We start from the raw sequence: 20314 nt of genomic DNA, 5'->3' as shown, positions 1-20314 counted from the left end.
AAATAAAATGACGCAGCGTGTTTCGTGTTTCTTACTGCTGAGTCCTGGACGTTAGTTGAATGCTGGCCCCATCTCCAAATGGGCTATCCACATGCCGACTACATTTTTCCGAATCTGCCTACTGCTCATATTGATGACGTTCCATAGCGGCGGCTATGCCGCATCTGCTCATGAGCGCGAGCAGCTCAGCCTAGTTCAGCAGCAGGTCGACACTATTGAGCGCCTTGCGGCGCAAGCTAAGGTAGCCAGGACCTCCGAACCAAACGAACGCTATCGCTTCGACTATCCCCGCCTGTCTCAGGACATCCAACGCATTCGCCAAGGAATGCAGAACTATCTGTCGCCCTCCCGTGCTCAACCTCACGACGCTGGTGAGCTGGTCGGCGATTACCGCCTCGACATCCCGTCCGTGGAACCGTCGCCATGAGCATGACCGACGCTCAGACCGCAGCGTTCCAAAACGCCTCCGGTTTCTCGGCACAGAGCAGTTCGACACTCTGGTTGTCCCTGGTTCTCGTCCTGGCTTTGCTCTGGTGCACCTGGGTGATGTGGACGGCTTACCGGGGCTGGGCCACCGGCAGTGTGCGCTTCGGCGCGTTTGGCGGCAGCGCCGCACGTGTTTTGCTCGCCCTACTAGTCCTGATGTTCTTCACGCTGTCCTAATCCAGGAGATCACTGCCATGCTCAAGTGCTTTACCCCTCTAAAAAACAACCTGCGTGATCGTGCCAGCCAGCGCTTGATCGGCCTGCTGTTGGTGCTCGGCCCAAGCCTGGCTTTTGCCGAGCTTCCCACCATGGAGGCTCCTTCGCGTGGTGAAGGTTCCGGGTTGATCGAGACGATCAAAAACTACGCCTATGACGGCGGCATCCTGCTCGGTTTGTTGATCGCCCTGCTCGCTTTTCTCGGGGTGGCTTGGCATTCCCTAACTGTCTATGCCGACGTGCAGAACCAGCGCAAGACCTGGAAGGACCTCGGCGCGGTGGTCGGCATCGGCGCCCTGTTGGTGGTGATCATCATCTGGTTCCTGACCAAGGCCGCCGCGATTCTGTGAGGTCGACATGAACGACACTATCGAACGCCTTGCCGACGGCACCTTGGTCTTTCTGCCGGAGCGACTCAACCGCGATCCTGCCGTACTGCGCGGTTTGACCAATGATGAGATGTGGGTAGCTCTCGGCACTGGCGCCGCCATTGGCCTGCTGCTGGGCGTTCCTCTAGGGATCGTCACCTCGTCTATTGCCGTTGCGCCGACCAGCATGATCGCAAGCATGGCGCTGGTGTTATTTGCCGGTGGTACGCTTTTGCGTCGGGCCAAACGGGCTCGCCCCGAGACCTGGTTGTACCGCAAGCTCGAATGGATACTCGCCAGCCGTTGGCGCCTGGGGCGCGGAAGTTTGATTCTCCACTCCGGCGCCTGGACGATTCGCCGTTCGCGTCGACTGCGCCCTGCCCTGTCCCGGTGGCAACCATGAATCGTTTTCGGAACAAGGTGGATGCCCAACACGCCCACATCTTCAGCCTGCGTCTGGCGGTAGTGATTCTGGCCCTGGTCTGTGCCGGACTTTGGTATGGCTGGCGCTCGGCACCGACCGATCTGACGGTGCATGTCCCCCCGGATCTGCGCTCGGGCAGCACTCGCAAGTGGTGGGATGTCCCCCCAGAGAATATCTATGCCTTTGCCCTCTACATCTTTGGTCAGCTCAACCGCTGGCCCTCGGATGGCGAGCAGGATTATCGCCGCGCTATCTATGGCTTGCAGTCCTACCTAACACCCGCCTGCAAGGCCTTCCTCGACGGCGACTATGAGTACCGCAAGGCCGCCGGCGAACTGCGCCAGCGGGTGCGTGGCGTCTACGAAATTCTGGGCCGAGGCTATAGCGAAGATCCGGAACTCAGGGTCAAGCAACTCGATCGCAACAGCTGGCTGGTCAAGCTCGACCTTAACGCGGATGAGTATTACGCCGCCGAACCGGTGAAACGGGTGGTGGTGCGTTATCCATTACGCGTGGTGCGTTTTGATCTGGACCCCGAACGCAATAAGTGGGGGCTGGCGCTGGATTGTTATCAGGGCACTCCGCAAAAAATCTCCCTGCCTGGAGGTGAGCCATGAAGCGGATTTCTACCCTGGGACTCACCGTCGCACTGATGCTATGGGGAGCTGCAGCGCAGGCCGTCGAGCTGATGCACTGGGAACGTCTACCCCTCGCGGTCCCTCTGGTGATCAATCAGGAGCGAGCGGTCTTTATCGATGAGGATGTTCGAGTCGGCGTGCCCTCAACCCTAACGGGCAAGCTGCGCGTGCAATCAACTGGCGGCACGCTGTACCTGCGCGCGTCGGAAGCGATTGCACCGACCCGACTGCAACTGCAATCAGTCACGACGGGCGAGATCATCCTTCTAGATATCGCGGCCACTCCCGGCGATCAACCGCTGGAGCCCGTGCACATTCTCAAGAATGCTCCGGCGCAGGCTACCGAGTCTGAATATAGCACCGTCCCCACTCCAGAACGCACGCCGACCCCGGTCGCCTTGACGCGCTATGCCGCACAGACCCTATACGCGCCGCTGCGCACAGTAGAACCCCTACCCGGCGTGCGCCGCGTCCCGCTCAAGCTGCGCACCGAACTGCCAACCCTGCTGCCGACCGAAAACGTGTCCAGCACACCTATCGCCGCTTGGCGACTCGGTGATTACTGGGTGACGGCGGTGAAGTTGCGCAATCGTGGTACAAACACGGTGCAACTGGATCCTCGTCGGTTTCAGGCCAAACTGTTTGCCACCACCTTCCAGCATGCCTTCCTCGGACCTGTCGGCAGTGCTGAAGACACTACGATTGCCTACCTTGTCACCCGCGGCGCAGGCCTCGAACAAGCGGTCCTATTGATCCCATCTGTTACGCAAGGTGGCGGCCATGAACGCTAACGCACTGCTCAAATGGCTGGTGCCGGGTGCGCTACTGGCCGTGGTACTGATCATCCTGAAAACCTGGGTCGCGGATAGCACTGGCAGCATGCCGAAAATATCAGGCGACCAGCAAAATATTGCTCTGTCTTCCGAACAGGCCAAGTCTCTAGGCATTGCGGGTGATACCCCCCGCGACACGGTCGCCACTCTGGTCGGCCAAGTGAAGGCGATGCGCAGCGATATGCTCGGCCTGAAGAAACAAAATGATTTGCTACAAACCGAGAACAACCGCCTGCGAGAATGGGAAAATAGTGTCGATTCGCGCATTCAGACCGCGCTCGGCAGCGTGACCCAACAGGTCGACGAAGGCCGTCAACAAGCCAACGAGGCCCGGCTCAAAGCTGAACAAGACAGTCGTCAGGCCCATGGGTTGCTGACAAAGTTGCAGGATCAGTTGTCCGGACTGACCGGCAAGGGTCAGGATCTGCCGATCGGACTGGGGCTTCAGCCGGGCGATGGCGCTCAGTTCGAGGGGCCCCATACTGCCGGTGACACGATGCAGTGGATTGAGCCCTCGGATACTCTACCCACCGACGCCCGAGAAAAAGCCAAGACCCCCTCCACGCTGAGTCTGCCTACCGCCTTCAATTCGCTGCAACGTCTGAAAGACAATGCAATTGACCGCAGCCAGAAACAATTGCCTGCGGTCACCAAGCGTGAGCGTGACCTGACGCGATCCGTTGACCGTACCGAAGGCGCGAAGCCGGTCTACACCATTCCTGAAAACGCCACGCTGATGGGATCGGTCGCCATGACCGCGCTGATCGGCAGAGTCCCGGTGGACGGAACGGTCAACGACCCCTATCCCTTCAAGGTGCTGGTCGGTCCCGTGAACCTGACTGCTAACGGTATCGACCTGCCAGACGTCGCGGGGGCCGTGATGAGTGGCACGGCGTCCGGTGACTGGACCCTGTCTTGAGTGCGCGGGCAAGTCGAGTCGATCACCTTTGTATTCATAGACGGCACCATCCGCACGGTGCCTCAGCCACAGGCAATAGCCAGCCGCAATGCCTCCGCCACCCAGAGTTCGAACACCGACAAGATCCGCGGTGGACTCGGCTACCTGTCCGATCCGTATGGCATTCCTTGCATCGCTGGCGAGCGCCGGTCGAACGCCCAGCAATACCTCGGCAGCCAGAGCCTGGTCACCGCAGCCGGTGCCGGTGTCGCCGCCCTACTTGGGCATGAGCAGAACAACAGCAGCGTGATCAGTTCGGGCGGCAGTACGCTCGGGGTCACCAATAGCACTGGTAACAGTGCACTGAATTCAATTCTCAGCGGCGGGGTCAGCGACATCCGCGAGTGGGTCAACAAGCTGTATGGCGAAGCCTTTGCTGCCGTGTACGTGCCACCGGCAGCACAAGTCGCGCTGCACCTCGACCATGAGATCACCATCGACTACGAGCCCAAGGGCCGGAGCGTTCGCCATGAAAAAGACCATGCCTCCCTGCCTGACCTGGATTAGCGTGTTCTGCTGGGTCCTGGCGGGGTGCTCCACCGACAAGGAGACGCTTCTGCCCCATGGAGAGCAAACCATGCTGGACATCTGGAACGGCGCCGGTTCGCAAGGCACTCAGCAGCAACTGCTGGATGCTCGGCAGCAGTTACGCCGCCCGTTGGCTCAAGCAGATTTCTCCTTTTCTCTCCAGGAACCGTACACTCGCACAGCGGCGAACGAGATCCGCAACCTGTTCCCTCGCTTGCCCAATCCCGATCTGGTGCTATACGTGTATCCGCATCTGAGTGGTACCGAGCAGGCACCGATCCCAGGTTACTCGACCGTCTTTCCGTTCTACCAACGTGTGCAGTACGCATTACCTGGTGAACGTCAGGAAGACCTGTAGTGCGTAGCGGCGATTCGGGCAATCGCACTCCCACGTGGAAAGGCTGGCGCAATCCATTGCGCCCTCGCGCGACCTTGGCCGATGAGGCCGCACTCTATGCGCACAACCCCAGCTTCACCGATTACCTGCCTTGGGTCGAATACCTCGACACTGAGCAGTGTTTTCTACTGGATGACAATCGCTCGGTGGGTGCGGTGTTCGAGTTGCTGCCCATCGGCACCGAAGGGCGCGAACCCGATTGGCTGATGGCGGTCCGCGACGCCCTCGAAGACGCCCTGCAAGATAGCTTTGACGAGCTGGATCAAGCGCCTTGGGTGGCGCAGTTTTTCTGTCAAGACGACAATGACTTCACACCCTACCTGACCCAGCTCACCGATTATATTCAGAACAGCGCGCGAGGTACGGTCTTCACCGAAGCGTATTTGCAGCTCAGCCGCCGTCATCTGAAGGCCATCGCCAAGCCCGGTGGTCTGTTTGAGGATCAGGTGGTGACGCGCCTGCCCTGGCGCGGCAATAACCGACGGGTGCGTCTGGTGGTCTATCGCTGGCTTGAATCTGACGCTGAGGAGACGGGACTCACCCCGGTGCAATCCCTGCAACAGGCTTGCGAACGTATCCGTGCTTCGTTGCAGGCGTGCGGGGTGCACTCAACGCGAGTCGATGGCCGAGGTCTGTATGCCTGGTTATTGCCCTGGTTCAATCCGGCCCCCAGGCTCACTGATGAAGCGCCCGAAAATTTCTACCGCCGCGTGGCCTATCCGGAGTCGGGTGACGGTGAGTCGCTGGATCTGCCCTTCGATCATGACTTTGCCGAGCGGCTGTTCTTCAACGAACCGCGTTCGGATGTGCAGCACGGACTCTGGTTTTTCGACGATCAACCCCACCGGGTGATAGTGGTGGACAAACTGCGGCGGGCACCATCGATTGGTCAACTCACCGGCGAAACCCGCAAGGGTGACGCGGTGAATGCGCTGTTCGACCAGTTACCCGAAGGTACGGTGACGAGTCTGACCTTAATGGTCAAACCACAGGATGTACTCGAGGATCAGTTGAACCGCCTAGCTCGCAAAGCCATCGGTGAAAACCTGGCCTCGACCCAGACTCGTCAGGATGTCGAAGAGGCTCGCGCGATCATCGGCCGCCAGCACAAGCTGTACCGAGGAACCCTGGCGTTCTACGTACGCGGTCACGATGAACAGCAATTGCACCAGCGCTCGGTCAGCCTGGCCAACGCGCTGTTGGGCGCGGGGCTGCAACCGGTAAGTGAAGGCGATGAGGTCGCCGCCTGCAACAGCTACCTGCGTTGGTTACCGATGGCTTACAACCCGGCCCGCGACACGCGTAACTGGTACACCCGCCTGATGTTCGCCCAGCACCTAGCGAACCTGGTTCCGGTCTGGGGCCGCAGCACCGGCACCGGCCACCCGGGCATCACCCTGTTCAACCGCGGCGGCTCGCCATTGAGCTTCGACCCATTGTCACGCCTGGATCGGGCCATGAACGGTCATCTGCTGTTGTTCGGCCCCACCGGTGCCGGCAAGTCGGCGACCTTGGTCACCCTACTGATGCAGGTCATGGCCGTGTACCGCCCTCGCCTGTTTATCGTCGAGGCCGGCAACTCATTCGGCTTGCAGGGAGACTACTTCGCGACACAGGGCCTGTCGGTCAACAAGGTCCAATTGAAACCTGGCGCCTCGGTCTGTCTCGCCCCGTTCGCCGATGCTTGGCGCCTGGTCGAGCAGCCGGATCAGGTGGCGAGTCTGTCGATCGATGAGCTGGACGATGAGGTGGTAACCAGTCACGAAGACCAGCGCGATGTTCTCGGCGAACTGGAAATCACTGCCCGCCTGATGATCACCGGCGGCGAGGCCAAAGAAGAGGCGCGCCTGAGTCGAGCCGATCGCAGCTTGATCCGCGAGTGCATTCTCGATGCGGCGCAGACCTGCGTCGCGGCGGGTCGCCAGGTACTGACCCGCGACGTACGCGACGCCTTGCTGGGCATCGCCGCCGACCCGCACTTGCCGGAGAAACGTCGCGAGCGTGCCCAGGAAATGGGCGAGTCCATCGACCTATTTTGCCAGGGTTTCGAGGGTGAACTGTTCGATCGCGAAGGCACGCCTTGGCCCGAGAGCGATGTGACCATTGTCGACCTTGCCACTTACGCGCGCGAAGGCTACGAGGCACAGATGTCCATCAGCTACATCAGCTTGATGAACACCGTGAACAACCTCGCCGAGCGCGACCAGTACCTGGGCCGACCGATCATCATGGTCACCGACGAGGGTCATATCATCACCAAGAACCCGTTGCTGGCGCCGTTCGTGGTCAAGGGGACGAAGATGTGGCGCAAGCTCGGCGCTTGGTTCTGGCTGGCGACGCAGAACCTTGCTGATTTTCCCACGGCTGCGCAGACCATGCTCAACATGATCGAATGGTGGATTTGTTTGAATATGCCGCCTGCGGAAATCGAAGAAATCGCACGGTTCAAGAAGCTTTCACCTGCGCAGAAAGCCCTGTTGCTCTCCGCCAGCAAAGAGCCGGGGAAATACACCGAGGGAGTGGTGCTGTCGAAAAAGCTCGAGACGCTGTTTCGAGCCGTGCCACCCAGTCTTTACCTCGCTTTGGCCATGACAGAGCCCGAGGAAAAAGCCGAACGCTGGACACTGATGCAGGAGAATGGCTGTTCGGAGTTGGAAGCGGCTTACCGGGTAGCTGAACGGATCGATAGCGCACGAGGAATAGAGCCCATATAAGGGAGGTGTGGCGCTCCCAGCTTGGCCAATCCGGCAGCTAGCCGTTGGACACCTTTTCAACGTAGGCATCCATGAACCAGTCAGGGACCTCATCAACCTTGAACTCAAGGTCCGTCCCATCCGTAACTTCGGCCAGCAGCACCAGATCGGCACCGGAGTTATCGAAGATGTAGGCCCGGTCCGAAGCAGCAATAGCCACAGGCAGCAGGCTCAGGCAACGGCCGTAGCGCTGTATAATTTTTTCTGTGGGAACTGGGTGCCCACCTGCCGCGACACGGTTCCTGACCCTGTTGATATTGATGTCAGGGTCTTCAGTTGCCACAAAGTACAGGTAGGTTCGGTATCCAGACTCTCTTGCCTTGAGCATAAAAGCGATTTTGTCGTCGCTAGACATCACCGTTTCGAAGGTGAAAGACAGCTGGTCTTCGAGGAGCTTGTTCCGGATGAAGTCAGAGAGCACGGAGGCAAAATAGGAGTTCATCGCGACCGTCTGGAAATTCAGGCCGTTGCTGCTAAAGCCTATGTTGGTCGCCTCCTCATCGAGCCGGGCAGACCTGACCAGCCGATGCTCCCTAATGAAACCGAGGACCTCATCACCCTCAACTTCCAGTTGAAAATCACTGAACTCCAGACGACCGCTGTCTTTGGCAGCCTTCTCGATTTCATCCGGGTTAATGTAGATACCGATCAGGTGGGAAGGGATGGCACTCTTCATCGTGCTCTTGCCGGAACCGTTGGGTCCAGCAAAGACCCTCAACCGAGGGACAGTCATGAGCAACGGCGCACCTTAATGACGCCACCCAGAGTCACTTTGTGCTTGGGCTTGGCCACCCGAATGACTTTGTGCTTACCGTCAGCAGTCGTTTCAACAAGCATGCCGTTCATGACTTCCATCACACTGCGGCCGGCAGCCAGGGCGTTGATATAGGCGGTATTGATGGCGCCTTCAGCCATGACCGGGATCTTATCCTCCAGTCGGCTCACCAGATCGTCACTCAACACTCGTTTGGCTTTCATATCGCGCTCCACGTTCTCAGAGCGTGCAGAATCTGCACTTAATCAGAATCTTAGCTACGTAAACCTGTTTGTAACAGGGCGAAAGCTACTTCTGTCAGCCTTCATTCTAGAGGAATGGCGTCTGGAACCATACCTTTCAAGAGATTTTCACGTTCGATGCATGACCGGTGGCATTTGAAGCAAGTGCCGCCCTTGGTGCAGCGCCCAAATAAGGGAAGCACAATCCCCCACCGAGTTGTTCAGCCGGTGGAAAAAACGCGCCAGCGAAGCGGCAATCGTTCTTAAACTGCATGGTCTGTGTCGATGCAGCCAGCTTGAGTGCAAACGGGCGATCAAGACGATGCAATCGCCCATAAGCAACAGGGTTACTGTGACACGCTCCGAAGCCGTTGCTGAATTCTCAACAGAAAACCGGCTTCGAAGGCATCTTGGCAGTCACCGACAGGAAAGGTCTTGCGCGTTTGCGCCAGTTCCCACCACAAAGGAATATCGGTCGTTGCCTCAAGCCAAGCCTGGGCACATTGCACACCACGCTCGATCATCGGCGAAAATTCGCTGCCCCAAGGTGTCAGAAGACTTGGGCAACCATCCGCCGCAGGAATTGAAATGTAGTTTTGGTCCATACACACCCTAAATTTCTGATTTATTGTTAGATGCTGGGCGCAGCTTCGAAAAGCGTAACGACACCAAATGAACGCTCGATACCAGGCATGAACACCAAATGGCCTAGTTGAATGCCAATGTAGACTATATCCCGTGGATTGAGAGTCCCTCAAGGCGCAATTTGCGCGCATGACTCAAGACTACGAACAACTTCGTCTGCAACTGGCGGAGAACATCCGCTGGATGCGGCGCGTAAAGAACCTTACCCAGGAGCAGCTGGCGCTCATGGCCGAGGTGGATCGCACCTACGTCAGCCAAATCGAACGATGCGCGGGCAACCCCTCGCTGTTGGTCCTGTGCAAACTCGCCAATATTTTCGAAATCACCACAGATCAACTACTTCTAGACGCCGATACCCTGCGCAGCTCCCTTCACGTCAAATAATAGACCCACGCCTCACAAATCCGATAGATCCGCCTTCATAATTCCCACTGACAGTCTTCAGTCCCTAACCGAACCTGCCCAGGCCATACACCGAGAGCCTGGATAATGCCTGTTGCCTGCTCGTCACTTCCGCCCACAAAACTACGGCCCTTGGCGCTAAGCATTCTGCTGGCGTGCGGCCCAAGCATGGCGCTGGACACCGTCAGCATCACCTCCTCCGTGCTTTCGCCAAACTGTCTCGAATACAGGGTCGTCGGCATTTGTTTCTGGCTCCTCTGCACGCCCTTCGGCTGCACAGTCAAAACCTCGACCAAGGTTCGTCATTTCATTCCTGAACTGGTCGTCTCGAGCTACGCCACCACCGGCAATAACCCCTGGACCGAGATGACCACCCTCTCCGCTCCCATCAGCGGTGCAGAAGGTGGCGGCAACCTGATCACGCCGAACGCCCGCCGCGACAACCTGCCTCGATTCAAGAACGTTGATGGCATCGGCCACCCCGGTGGCTGGGTCGCAACGCAACTGGCTTCGCAATCCGGCTATGCCTGCGCCAGCGGTGCAACTGCATTAATGCCTTACTACCTGAGTACCCTGGACTCACTGGCCTGGCGCCATGGCATCCCAGAAAGTTTCTACCCCGAATCGCTCATGCCGGGGATCCGTGAAATTGGTCGTCAGGTCTCGGGAAACATGTGGGGCAACGTTTATCCCCGGCAGGGCTTTCTGGTACAGCCCGACGATTTCAAGGCGGCCGCAGTCATGGCGCAACGCGCCGGCGATGTGATTACCCACAACTGGCAGCCGCATGTGTACTTACCACTCACGCCCGCCAAACGCGACGGCTACTGGCCGCCTGGCCCGATCGTTGAAAACGACGCTTCGACCCACAAATGGCAATTGCTCTACCCCCAGGTGCAGCCCACGTGCGCCATCTTCCCCAGCGATCCGGTACAGAGCGCGGATGGCGGCTACGCCTGGTCGCTGTGGCGTCCCTATAGCTGCTGCAAACGTGAGGGACAGACCTTCCTGTTCAGCATCGACTTCGAAGGAGGTGCTTCATGAGTCGGCTTCTCGCGCGGCCCTGGTTGGGCACGATGAGTCTGTTGCTCTGTGGACTGCTCGCCATTGCCACACATGCCTACGCCGCCGAGGGCGATTACCGTCTGGGTACTCAAGGTGAAGTACTCGACGACCGAGTGATGTACACCATTGGTGGCGGCTCGGCAGTCGGCTCACCGAGCTCGCTCTACCGACCCAGTGGTCTCGGTGTCGGCTGGTCATGGCGAGCGAACATGATGTGCGGAAACATGAGCCTCACCAACACCCTGCAAAACCAGCTGAACGGCGTCACCGAAGGTTTCCAGCAGATCATGGGCAGCATCGTGCAGAACGCGACCCAAGCCGTGATGTCGCTGCCGGCGTTGATCATCCAACGCGCCAACCCCGGCCTCTATGAGTTGTTGAGCAACGGGGTGATGCAGGGGCGTATCGACTTCGACCGCTCGAAGCTGACCTGCCAGGCCATGGCCGAGAAGATGGCGGACAAGGTCGGTCAAGCCGGCTGGGGCGCGCTGGCCAAGAACCAGGAGATGCAGGGCAATCTGGAGCAAACCGGCGGTGATGCGGTGGCCGCGGTGAAAAACACCGAGGCCCATAACGGCAACAAGGGGGTGTCCTGGGTCGGCGGCTCGAAGGCTGGTGGTGATGGGCAGACGCCCATTCGGGTGACCGCCGACGTAGTGCGCGCGGGCTACAACCTGCTGCATAACCGGTCGATGGATGACAATGCCTCGATTAGTAATAGCGATTGCCTGGGTGGGGCCATTTGCCAGACCTGGGCTTCGCCCCAGGAGGAATCCGAATGGGCCGTTCGCGTGCTGGGCGAAACTGAAGTCACGACCTGCGATACCTGCGAAACCCTGCGTGCGACCGCTGGCAGCGGACTGACGCCGCTGATCCAGGAGGCCTACAGCGAACGCCTCAAGGCCCTGCAAGGGCTGCTGTCTGGCTCACTGCCGCCTACCCCTGACAATCTGGCTAAAGCCTCCAGCCCAATGCTGCCGGTAACCCGTGGCGTGGTCGAAGCCCTGCGCGACGATCCCGACCAGGATCTGTTGGCACGGCGCCTGGCCAGTGAGACGGCCTTGTCCAGTGTGCTCGACAAAGCGTTGCTGCTACTGCGCACCCTGTTGGCGGGCAGTCACGAACCGAACATCGCCTCCGCCGAGCCGGCCCAAACCGCCTTGACGAAAAACATCGACGCTCTGGAGCGCGAAATCCGCCTGCTGCAGACCGAACTGCAGGTCCGGCAGATGCTGGCCACCAATACCGCCAGCCTAGTGCTCGATCGGCATGCCGGCGGTGCTGATGCTTCGCGCACCGTCGAGCAAGGCGACCCTGAGCCGGGCCGACTCAATGACGCTGACGCCAGGCGCAAGTGAGCCATGAAACGCTCACCGCTATTCACTTTACTTTCGAGTCTGGGGATTGCCGCAGTGATGATCCTGACCGCCGCACTGGTCGCATGGATCGGCCACGCTGCGCTGGGCAGCTTCGAGGTCTGGCAGCAGGCATTCGAATCCGTAAGGCCCTATCTGCAGTGGTGGCGTGCCCTGCTCTACGGCGCCCTCTTCGCGCTGTGGGTGGATCTGCTTCGGCGCTACCGACATCGACCACAGGATCGACTGCGCGTGAAACGCATCGGGGCATTAGGGCTCGTGCTCTTTACCTTCGTCGAACTCACCCGACTGTGAGGTCACCACCATGCTCATGAGCACCAACAGCTACTTGGAGTTTTACCTCTCCCTGCTGGCCTGGATCATCAACAACGGCCTCTGGAGCGTCCTGTCCGACACCGGACTGTTCGCCGCGCCCTTTGGCGCGATCATCCTCCAGGAATGGCTGTCAGCCCGTCAGCAAGGCGCGGATGAGGGAAACAAGGGATTGCTCTCGGTGCCACGGATCGAGAACCGGTTGTGGCTGGCCTACATCGTCGTATTGTTCGGCTGCGCGCCGGTCTTTCCGTTGAGCCTCTCGTCAATGACGTTCGATGATGCGGCAAGTCAGCGCTGCGGCGTAAGTGTGGCCAAGCCAGCGGAAACCGCCTGGGGGACAACCTTCAATACCATCGGCGAACGCTCCGCCAACGTACCGATCTGGTGGTTTCTAGTGCATGCCTTGAGCAAAGGAGTAACCGCCGCAGCCACCGCCTCCATTCCCTGCGCACCGGATATTCGGCAGATGCGCATGGAGATCGACAGCTCGCGTATCAACAGCCAGGTACTGCTGCAGGAAGTCGCCGACTTCACCCGCGACTGTTATGGCTATTCCCGTTCTCGGTTGTTTACCAATCGCCCGCAACTGGACAAGGCACAAAGTCACGACGCGTCCTGGATCGGCTCAAGCTATCTTCTCGACACGCCCGGCTACTACGACACGGATCGTTCACGCACACCGCGAATCAGTTGGCCGTATGACGAAAGCCGCGATGTTTCCTTGCCGCGGCTGGAGAGTGCCGCGGGCTACCCCACTTGCAAGCAGTGGTGGAGCGACAGCGGTGTTGGCTTGCGCGAGCAGTTGATCCAGCAGGTTGATCCCTCTCTGCTGACTCAGCTGAAAAATTGGCTGACTGGCCGCTCGAGCAACGACATCGAGGATGCCACCCTGCGCGAACTGGTCAGTCCGCGCCAGCAATCGATGTCCATGTCGCCCGGACAGGTGTACCAGGACTATGGTTCCAGCGCTCGTGGCGGCTCGATCAATCAGGGGCTCAATAATCTGGCCACCAATACCGGGTTAGCACTGGGCTCCTTCAGCAACTTCCCGGCGCTGAATGCGCTACGCGCCGCCCTACCGATGGTGCAGGCGTTCCTGATCATGGGCATCATCATCAGCTTGCCGCTGATTCTATTGGTCAGTACCTACCAGTTGAAGACCGTCATGACGGTGACGTTCGCACTGTTCACACTGCATATGCTGAGCTTCTGGTGGGAACTGGCCCGCTGGGTCGACTCCAGCATGCTCGATACCTTGTACAACCAGGTTTCGGCGTCCAATCAGATGCTGTTGTCGCTGCCCACATCCGGACTTATGGATGGGACGGTCACCGCGCAGGTGATCGAGTACGTGATGGGGGCAATGTTCGTCGTGCTTCCGATGTTGTTTTTGGCTGCAATGAGCTGGGCAGGATATAGCGTTGGCTCAATTGCCGACGGCATGCTTAGCAAAGGAGCAGCTCAAGCGCAGGACGCTGGTGCAAGGGGCGCTGGAGCTCTGATGTCTGCTGGAAAGGCCTTAAGGAAGGGGTGAAGAACTCGACTACAGGTCTTTTAAATCAGGCTGACCGGGCGCGCGGCCATACTCATACTCACCATATGGGTCGCCATATGCCTTGTACCGGAGAGCATCCTTAGGTTTGATAGGCGTTCCATTGGCGATGGCCCAACACAAGACAATAAGGATCATCACCGACACTGTGAACCATAAGCTAACTAGAAGGAGTCCGGCGGCTATTGCCAACTTGATAACTAGAAAACCCCCGCGAACAAGTAATTTACCTGCGGGCATTCCTGCCGTCTCCGCACCCTCAACCACGCGGGATTCAAACGCTTTCAACTTACGGTAACCACGCTTCACCGACAGACCACAGGCGTACGCCCAGCGGTGGGCACGTGAACTTTGAACAGGTTGCTGAGTCGGCATGGTCTCGCCCTCTTCTGAGCGTTTTCATGGTTGAGGCAAGAGTATTAGCCTACTACTGAAAGCGGTCCATATCTGACCGTTTATCAGTTTGATCAGACGGCGCCGCGAGCGTTGATATGGGCTGCGCGTTGAAAACAGCCCCCATATCCTAGTCCGCCAAGAATAGGACCCGTAAACGGCTAGTAACCTTTCGGTATGCGATAGGTCTTGCCCTTTTTTGTGCGGTCTTCGAAAAAGTCCGCATGCTCCGATTCGTCCGTGCGTATGCAATCGCGCGTCTGACCATTCCCAACATTGCATTTCGACCACTCAACCCGACTGCCTAATTCGTCCAGCCTCGCCACCTCGCCTCGACGCGCTTTTATTTCGTCTAACGACGGCACCCACAGATAGAGAGACACTACTACCAATGTAAGGATCGTAGCCTGCGCCGACAGGAAGTAGAGCCAACGCCTGCTATTCAATTTCTTTGCTGCCATGTTGTACAGTTCAGCAGCCCGCTGAGCGGCAGCATCTGCCTCCGTGAATCTCTTGCTCAACAGATCAGCGGCTTGATTCGCAGTTGACTGTGCAGAACTCTCGATGCTCTGTTTGACGCCCGCCTCCAGTCGAACCAGCTTCTTTTCGACGCTATCCTGCAGCTCACGCAACGCATCCGTAGCCCGTCGAGACTTGCTCTCATCGATCTCTACAGCTTCGAGAACTTTGCGAGCCGCGCCAAAGAGGGCCTGAAAATTTCGATCGTGCGCTTGCTCTTGACTTGTTCCGGCCATCAATATCTTCCTAAAGTTGGACCTTTTAGATCGGGCATCTCATGATCTGGTTGCTTCATCTCTCTCTGAAGGGAAAGATATCGCTCCTGGCTGTACTCGATCCATTGTTTGTGGGACAGGTTCAAATCCATCAAATCCTGTAAGGCGGCGAAATGCAGACCTCCACCGCTGCCGGCCACCAGCACCAATCCGCCTGTTCCGGTCTCCTCTGGGCCTTGAGCAAGCCGCACCAGATCGATGTAGTCGCGCTCAGCCCTTGTGATCTCAGCCGATCTGCGTTGCAGAATGCCAGCAGCCAGCTCCTCGATAAAATTTTGGAACCTCTCGCTTGACTTAGGCCGTTGCCTGGCGCCTTCGCCAAACGCATCGAGATAGGGCTCAATGCGTGCCGACAGTGCAGCGCTGGGAAGAGGCGCCGTTTCGATGTACCAATGCACCCGCCGCGAGGTACCTGGCAGGTCAGGCAATTCGTCCAATTTTTCGGAAAAAATTCTAGATAGAAACTGGTGACGACCAGCCTCTTTTTTTGACTTGTTAGCCTCAGTCTTAAACTCGATCAAACGTACTGTGCCAGGGAATGCCATCAGCAAATCCCCCAATCGTTTATCGTCTGGCGTTTGTTGAAGCAAGTTCACCATGCTTGGTAACTGACCGGATCTCAGCTGTGAACCAAGAGCGAACCCCAGCCCGTAGAGAAAATTTCCGATAACCACATTTTCATACAACTTCATTGAACATCATCACCCTAGTATTACGCCCTTTAGAAGCTTGCCGGTAGCGCTCCAAGCCTAACCGTTTGTCAGTCAATCCGGTCGAAAAAACAAGGCTGGCTTTCAGTAGACTCAGTTCGTCTAACGCGTTGGTTTATCTCGTTGCTATTCACGAACAGCTCGGCTAAACCCGAGGTACGGATCGCTGTTATCGACAGCACTTTCCCAGGTAGCCAGAACCTTCAAGGCTACGTTACTTCGATGATGGTTCTCCCCAAGTGCGATTAGCGTTCGGTGGCTCGCACGGTGACCGTTGCTACGGTGATGAACGCCTACTGCTCTCATGAGCGCCTTTCGAGCTCTGTTCGTCAGGCAAACCTTCTTGTTTTTCTTCAACCCACCGCGGGGAAGTTCTTTCCCCCACGGGACAGGTTTCTTCGCGCTTTCAACGGAGGCACACCATGTCCGACTCACTTACACCGGAAGCACTGAACACCCTTCGATTGCCCATCGTGTTCACTCCTGGCGCTTGGCAACGCGCAGTTCTGCTCGAACTCTCAGGTCCTCCTGAGAAGCTGCAGATCGATCGGCTGAGCCACGTATTGCGCGCAGCCTTCGAGGCTCACCTCGCCTCTCCACACGAGCCCTATGTACTGTTCAAGGTAGTAAACATTCAACCAACAGATCACTTACACCACGATCCGTTGCTGCAATTGAGTCTCAGCCTGCTCCAAGGGCCGGACCAGCCTGACGCCTTACTGATAGCGCTTGCAGGAGAGGCCAACGCTAAACGCACATAACCGTACTCGGCACTCAAAATCCACATTCGGACAGTATGCAAGTCCTGCATCAATCCAACCCATCACTTACCGGGGAACCCTCCCCGACGGGCAAGGCGTTCCCCCGTTTTCTCTCGAGGAAAATGCCATGCGCGATATCTACCAAGACGTGACTGACAAGATCGTTACCGCTTTGGAACAAGGCGTAGCCCCCTGGATCAAACCCTGGTCCTCAAGTGGCTCAGCTCACGTCGGTCATCATCACCCCTACCCCATTAACGCCATTACGCGGCGTCCCTATTCGGGCATCAATTTACCGCTGCTCTGGGCCGAGGCCAGGTTGCAGGGGTTCACTCAAGATCGTTGGCTGACCTTCAACCAGGCCAAAAAAGCCGGTGGGCACATCCGCAAGGGTGAGCGCAGCACTCTGGCGGTGCTCTACAAGCCGATGGAGCGCGAGGAACAGACCGAGTCAGGCCAACCCGTACTCGATGAAAACGGTCAGCCCAAGGTCGCTCACTTTGGCATTCTCCGGACGCATTTTCTATTCAACCTCGAGCAAACGGAGGGGCTCGAAGCGCTCAATGAAACCCTGTTCGAGACGGAACCGAGTGATCCCTTCCAGGCCAACAGCTCTGCGGAAAGTCTACTGTTAAGTTCAGGTGCACGCATCGTTCATCGGCCTGCCGACGAAGCCTTTTACCACCCGATCAGGGATCTCATCCAACTGCCGACAAAAGCGCAATTTCACGATGAAGGTGGGTACTACGCCACCGCACTGCACGAGCTGACGCACTGGACCGGGCATCACACTCGGTTGCAGCGCGAAGGCGTGACGTCAGCCTGTCCGTTCGGCGCGCCAGGCTACGCGTTTGAGGAGTTGATCGCCGAAATGGGTGCTGCGTTTTTATGTGCCTACGCCGGTATACAGGGGGAGCTGCGGCACGAGGGCTACATCGACTCCTGGCTCGGCCTGCTCAAGGCTGACAAACGCGCGATCTTTCGCGCCAGTGGTCACGCCCGAAGCGCCTCGGAGTATGTACTCAACCTGGAGCAGCAACTGAAACAGACGGTAATGGATGACTCACGATGCATGAACGATGGAGTTTGATCGTTACCTCACCGCTGCAATCGCATCACAGGGCCCAACGCGAGTTGGGCCCTTTTTTCTGCGCCAAGAAACCCCCATGCCGCGGGGCTCTGATGCAAAGAGTCAGGGATGGGCACACACCCGCAGCCTGTCATTCCGCATCCAGGTTCTGCGCCAGAAAATCCACCAACTCGAGCGGACTTCGGCTATCGATCACCTTGTAGATCAGATCACGCTTACTGCGCGGCAACTTCTTGACCACGCTCTTCGCCGAGGCCCGGACGGCTTCGTCGGTCCCATGGATACGTGCCGCGAGCAGCAGCACGAGCGTGGCGTCAGTGAGGTTCATGGCAAGCCCCAAAAAAATAGGCACCGCAGTGTACCGACTCTTGTCTTTGCCGTACTAGCCCCAACAAAACGATGCCTAGCAGTATCCATATTCCGATTGCCGCGCAAAGGGACACGCGCCAAAAGGACGGTAAGGGTTGGAAAGGAATGGGGGGTCAAGGGTAAGAGCCCTATCCGAAAAGGCTAAAAGGCCACTGACCCAGCCACTTCCCGGAGGTCACGATGCTCAGCCTGTTTCGCCGCAAAAGGCAGAAGCCATCTCCGCCACCGACCATCAACGTCGCCGAAGGTTACCTGCCCATCGAGTCGGCTCACAGCTTGTTAGCAGCGGAGCACCGCCGCCAGCTGCTCGATCGAATCTGGCAGTACACCGCCCTCTCCCACGCTCAGTTCATCCAGCTCTATTTAAATCCGATCCATCGCTACGCCGAGCAGGTCCAGCAACTCCCAGCCAGCGAGACGCACCACCATGCGTATCTCGGTGGCATGCTCGACCATGGACTGGAACTGGTCGCCTGTAGTTTGAAACTGCGCCAATCCTATCTGCTTCCCACCGGCGCTGCGCCCGAAGACCAAACCGCCCAGGCCGATGCCTGGTCGGCGGGTATTGCTTATGGTGCCCTACTGCATGACATCGGCAAGATCGCCGTGGACCTGTTGGTTGAACGCCAGGATGGCCGTCTTTGGCATCCTTGGCAGGGCCCGCTGGATCAGCCCTACCGTTTTCGTTACATCAAGGGTCGCGACTATCACTTGCACGGCGCCGCTGCAGGTTTGGTTTACACCCAGATTCTAGACCGTCCCATCCTCGATTGGCTCAGTGGATTTCCGTCGCTGTGGGCCAACTTGCTGTATGTCCTGGCCGGTCAGTACGAACGTGCCGGTGTGCTCGGTGAGTTGGTGATGCAGGCCGACCGCGTCTCCACCGCGCAGAACATCGGTGGCAACCCGAGCAAGGCGCTGCAAGCGCCGATTCATTCGCTGCAACATCACTTGATCAGCGGACTGCGTCATCTGGTTCAGCACGAACTTAAACTCAACCAGCCAGGTGCCGCAGGATGGCTGACCCAAGACGCACTCTGGCTGGTCAGCAAGACGGTCACGGACAAGCTGCGGGCCTATCTGCTGTCGCAGTCGATTGAAGGTATTCCCTCCTCCAACATCGCCGTGTTCGACGAACTGCAATCGCATGGACTGGTCGAGTCTACCCCGGAAGGCAAAGCCATCTGGACCGCGCTCGTTGCGCAGGGAAACTGGCAGCAGAGCTTTACCTTTCTGCGCCTTCAACCGGCGCTGATTTGGGGAAGCGAAGACCGCCCCGAAGCTTTCAGTGGAACGGTGAGCATTGCACTCGATGACAATCAGCCCAACGCTCCCGTACCACCACTCTCCCCCAAGGCAGTCAATACAAGATCAGATCAAAGCTCTTCGTTGCCAGATCCCATGGCGATCGAAGATGCCGACTATCTCGGCACGCTACTGGATATGTTCGACTCGGGAGAACCTGGATTTCGTGAAGTAACGTCAGAAAGCGCTCCCGAAATCTCATATTCACATTCGAACAACCCAGGCCAGGCTTTCCTAAGTTGGGTCAGGGAAGGCATCCAAAGCCACAAGCTGATCATCAATGACAGCAAGGCCAAAATCCACACGGTATGTGGCGGCGTATTTCTGGTCACGCCTGGTCTCTTCCAACGTTATGTCCAGGAGTTTCCTGGTATCTCACATGGGGCCGATCAAGAAATTGAAGAATGGCATTGGGTACAGAAGCAGTTCGAAAAACTAAAGGTCCACAGGAAGCGAGACGACGGTTTGAACATCTGGACATGCCAAGTTGAAGGCCCACGGAGAAAGGCCAAACTCAAGGGCTACTTACTCGAAGATTACAAGCTACTCTTCGAATCATCGCCCCCAGAAAACCCTTACCTCATGCTAGAGGCCTAGGATTTCGTTACCGTGGATTTGTGATAGCTAGTTCGGACAATTGTGAGTTAGATGAGCCTGCGACCAAAAGCCATCCCCCTCTAGGTTGGCCAACCCAAACCATTGAGATCGCCCCACGCGGTAAGGTTCCAAAGAATACGGTCCGACTACGTATCGGTTCGACGCAGCTTTCACGTTGAGCGTCATATCGTCCAGACGAAGATGGACACTCGCGGAGCAGGTAAAAACTACTCATTCCACCACCAGACCAGACTTCTTCAACTCCTAGCGTCCCCATGCCGTTGGAGTACGTAAATCCCGCGCAACTAATGATGGCATCACCGCTACACAGTCGCTGTCGAGA

Annotated in this window: 23 protein-coding genes and 1 pseudogene; 17 read left to right on the top strand and 7 right to left on the bottom strand. The window is 57.8% G+C overall.

What is annotated here, in order from left to right:
- The first annotated feature begins 91 nt into the window (after window positions 1–91).
- The 9 genes and pseudogenes from RGV59_RS15625 (at window position 92) to RGV59_RS15585 (ending at window position 7562) form a co-directional block, all read left to right on the top strand.
- Window positions 92–427: an RAQPRD family integrative conjugative element protein gene (locus RGV59_RS15625; RefSeq protein WP_020300902.1), complete on the top strand. Its 336-nt coding sequence runs from the start codon at window positions 92–94 to the stop codon at window positions 425–427.
- A complete protein-coding gene (locus tag RGV59_RS15620; RefSeq protein ID WP_020300903.1) occupies window positions 424–663 on the top strand; it encodes a TIGR03758 family integrating conjugative element protein in 240 nt (79 codons plus the stop codon). Before RGV59_RS15625 ends, RGV59_RS15620 begins: the two co-directional genes overlap by 4 nt.
- Before the next feature lie 17 nt (window positions 664–680).
- On the top strand, window positions 681–1052 hold the full coding sequence (locus tag RGV59_RS15615; protein ID WP_020300904.1) for a TIGR03745 family integrating conjugative element membrane protein: 372 nt from the start codon (window positions 681–683) through the stop codon (window positions 1050–1052).
- 7 nt (window positions 1053–1059) lie between these two features.
- Window positions 1060–1473 (top strand): TIGR03750 family conjugal transfer protein, encoded by a 414-nt coding sequence (locus RGV59_RS15610; protein ID WP_126586985.1) that lies wholly within the window; start codon window positions 1060–1062, stop codon window positions 1471–1473.
- Window positions 1470–2111 carry a PFL_4703 family integrating conjugative element protein gene (locus RGV59_RS15605; protein ID WP_126586983.1) on the top strand — a complete coding sequence of 214 codons (642 nt, stop codon included), beginning with the start codon at window positions 1470–1472 and terminating at the stop codon, window positions 2109–2111. Before RGV59_RS15610 ends, RGV59_RS15605 begins: the two co-directional genes overlap by 4 nt.
- On the top strand, window positions 2108–2923 hold the full coding sequence (locus RGV59_RS15600) for a TIGR03749 family integrating conjugative element protein (RefSeq protein ID WP_126586981.1): 816 nt from the start codon (window positions 2108–2110) through the stop codon (window positions 2921–2923). The genes RGV59_RS15605 and RGV59_RS15600 overlap by 4 nt, the downstream gene beginning before the upstream one ends.
- Window positions 2913–4430: pseudogene (locus RGV59_RS15595) on the top strand (TIGR03752 family integrating conjugative element protein). Before RGV59_RS15600 ends, RGV59_RS15595 begins: the two are co-directional and overlap by 11 nt.
- On the top strand, window positions 4393–4809 hold the full coding sequence (locus RGV59_RS15590; protein WP_032903625.1) for a TIGR03751 family conjugal transfer lipoprotein: 417 nt from the start codon (window positions 4393–4395) through the stop codon (window positions 4807–4809). Before RGV59_RS15595 ends, RGV59_RS15590 begins: the two are co-directional and overlap by 38 nt.
- Entirely contained in the window at window positions 4809–7562 is a 2754-nt protein-coding gene (locus RGV59_RS15585; RefSeq protein WP_126586979.1) for a conjugative transfer ATPase, read from the top strand. Before RGV59_RS15590 ends, RGV59_RS15585 begins: the two co-directional genes overlap by 1 nt.
- A 37-nt stretch (window positions 7563–7599) precedes the next feature.
- Here RGV59_RS15585 and RGV59_RS15580 read toward each other — a convergent pair whose 3' ends face one another.
- The 3 genes from RGV59_RS15580 to RGV59_RS15570 form a co-directional block, all read right to left on the bottom strand.
- Window positions 7600–8334 carry a zeta toxin family protein gene (locus RGV59_RS15580; RefSeq protein WP_126586977.1) on the bottom strand — a complete coding sequence of 245 codons (735 nt, stop codon included), beginning with the start codon at window positions 8332–8334 and terminating at the stop codon, window positions 7600–7602.
- Window positions 8331–8579, bottom strand: coding sequence for a hypothetical protein (locus RGV59_RS15575; RefSeq protein WP_020300912.1), 249 nt, complete (start codon window positions 8577–8579; stop codon window positions 8331–8333). Before RGV59_RS15575 ends, RGV59_RS15580 begins: the two co-directional genes overlap by 4 nt.
- Before the next feature lie 365 nt (window positions 8580–8944).
- Window positions 8945–9202, bottom strand: a complete 258-nt coding sequence (locus RGV59_RS15570; protein WP_076964374.1) for a LasR-specific antiactivator QslA — start codon at window positions 9200–9202, stop codon at window positions 8945–8947.
- Window positions 9203–9371: 169 nt separating this feature from the next.
- Here RGV59_RS15570 and RGV59_RS15565 point away from each other — a divergent pair, with 169 nt between their 5' ends.
- From RGV59_RS15565 to RGV59_RS15545, 5 genes are all read left to right on the top strand, one after another.
- Window positions 9372–9626, top strand: coding sequence for a helix-turn-helix domain-containing protein (locus RGV59_RS15565; protein ID WP_126586975.1), 255 nt, complete (start codon window positions 9372–9374; stop codon window positions 9624–9626).
- 105 nt (window positions 9627–9731) lie between these two features.
- Window positions 9732–10688 carry a TIGR03756 family integrating conjugative element protein gene (locus RGV59_RS15560; RefSeq protein ID WP_032903622.1) on the top strand — a complete coding sequence of 319 codons (957 nt, stop codon included), beginning with the start codon at window positions 9732–9734 and terminating at the stop codon, window positions 10686–10688.
- Window positions 10685–12067 carry an integrating conjugative element protein gene (locus tag RGV59_RS15555; RefSeq protein ID WP_126586973.1) on the top strand — a complete coding sequence of 461 codons (1383 nt, stop codon included), beginning with the start codon at window positions 10685–10687 and terminating at the stop codon, window positions 12065–12067. The genes RGV59_RS15560 and RGV59_RS15555 overlap by 4 nt, the downstream gene beginning before the upstream one ends.
- A 3-nt stretch (window positions 12068–12070) precedes the next feature.
- Entirely contained in the window at window positions 12071–12379 is a 309-nt protein-coding gene (locus RGV59_RS15550; RefSeq protein ID WP_020300917.1) for a hypothetical protein, read from the top strand.
- Window positions 12380–12389: 10 nt separating this feature from the next.
- Window positions 12390–13934 carry a conjugal transfer protein TraG N-terminal domain-containing protein gene (locus tag RGV59_RS15545; protein WP_126586971.1) on the top strand — a complete coding sequence of 515 codons (1545 nt, stop codon included), beginning with the start codon at window positions 12390–12392 and terminating at the stop codon, window positions 13932–13934.
- Window positions 13935–13943: 9 nt separating this feature from the next.
- On the opposite strand, the gene RGV59_RS15540 is transcribed toward RGV59_RS15545, so the two are convergent.
- The 3 genes from RGV59_RS15540 to RGV59_RS15530 all read right to left on the bottom strand — a co-directional run bounded on the left by RGV59_RS15540 (window position 13944) and on the right by RGV59_RS15530 (window position 15831).
- The gene (locus RGV59_RS15540; protein ID WP_126586969.1) at window positions 13944–14327 is read right to left on the bottom strand and encodes a DUF3742 family protein; all 384 of its coding nucleotides are present in this window, start codon (window positions 14325–14327) and stop codon (window positions 13944–13946) included.
- Between the two features lie 179 nt (window positions 14328–14506).
- Window positions 14507–15100, bottom strand: coding sequence for a hypothetical protein (locus RGV59_RS15535; protein ID WP_126586967.1), 594 nt, complete (start codon window positions 15098–15100; stop codon window positions 14507–14509).
- Window positions 15100–15831: a hypothetical protein gene (locus RGV59_RS15530; RefSeq protein WP_011334428.1), complete on the bottom strand. Its 732-nt coding sequence runs from the start codon at window positions 15829–15831 to the stop codon at window positions 15100–15102. Before RGV59_RS15530 ends, RGV59_RS15535 begins: the two co-directional genes overlap by 1 nt.
- A gap of 440 nt (window positions 15832–16271) precedes the next feature.
- On the opposite strand from RGV59_RS15530, the gene RGV59_RS15525 reads away from it, so the two are divergent.
- Together RGV59_RS15525 and RGV59_RS15520 are read left to right on the top strand one after the other, a co-directional pair.
- Window positions 16272–16610 (top strand): hypothetical protein, encoded by a 339-nt coding sequence (locus RGV59_RS15525; protein WP_011334429.1) that lies wholly within the window; start codon window positions 16272–16274, stop codon window positions 16608–16610.
- 127 nt (window positions 16611–16737) lie between these two features.
- The gene (locus tag RGV59_RS15520) at window positions 16738–17700 is read left to right on the top strand and encodes an ArdC family protein (RefSeq protein ID WP_126586965.1); all 963 of its coding nucleotides are present in this window, start codon (window positions 16738–16740) and stop codon (window positions 17698–17700) included.
- Between the two features lie 130 nt (window positions 17701–17830).
- On the opposite strand, the gene RGV59_RS15515 is transcribed toward RGV59_RS15520, so the two are convergent.
- Window positions 17831–18028, bottom strand: coding sequence for a hypothetical protein (locus RGV59_RS15515; RefSeq protein ID WP_007901093.1), 198 nt, complete (start codon window positions 18026–18028; stop codon window positions 17831–17833).
- 221 nt (window positions 18029–18249) lie between these two features.
- Here RGV59_RS15515 and mobH point away from each other — a divergent pair, with 221 nt between their 5' ends.
- Complete coding sequence (gene mobH, locus RGV59_RS15510; RefSeq protein WP_126586963.1) at window positions 18250–19971, top strand: MobH family relaxase; 1722 nt, start codon at window positions 18250–18252, stop codon at window positions 19969–19971.
- Window positions 19972–20314: the final 343 nt, after the last annotated feature.

Source organism: Pseudomonas sp. FG1 (assembly GCF_034313875.1).
GTDB lineage: Bacteria > Pseudomonadota > Gammaproteobacteria > Pseudomonadales > Pseudomonadaceae > Aquipseudomonas > Aquipseudomonas veronii.
The sequence above is the reverse complement of the archived record's forward strand: the minus strand, read 5'-3'. Positions and strand labels throughout refer to the sequence as shown.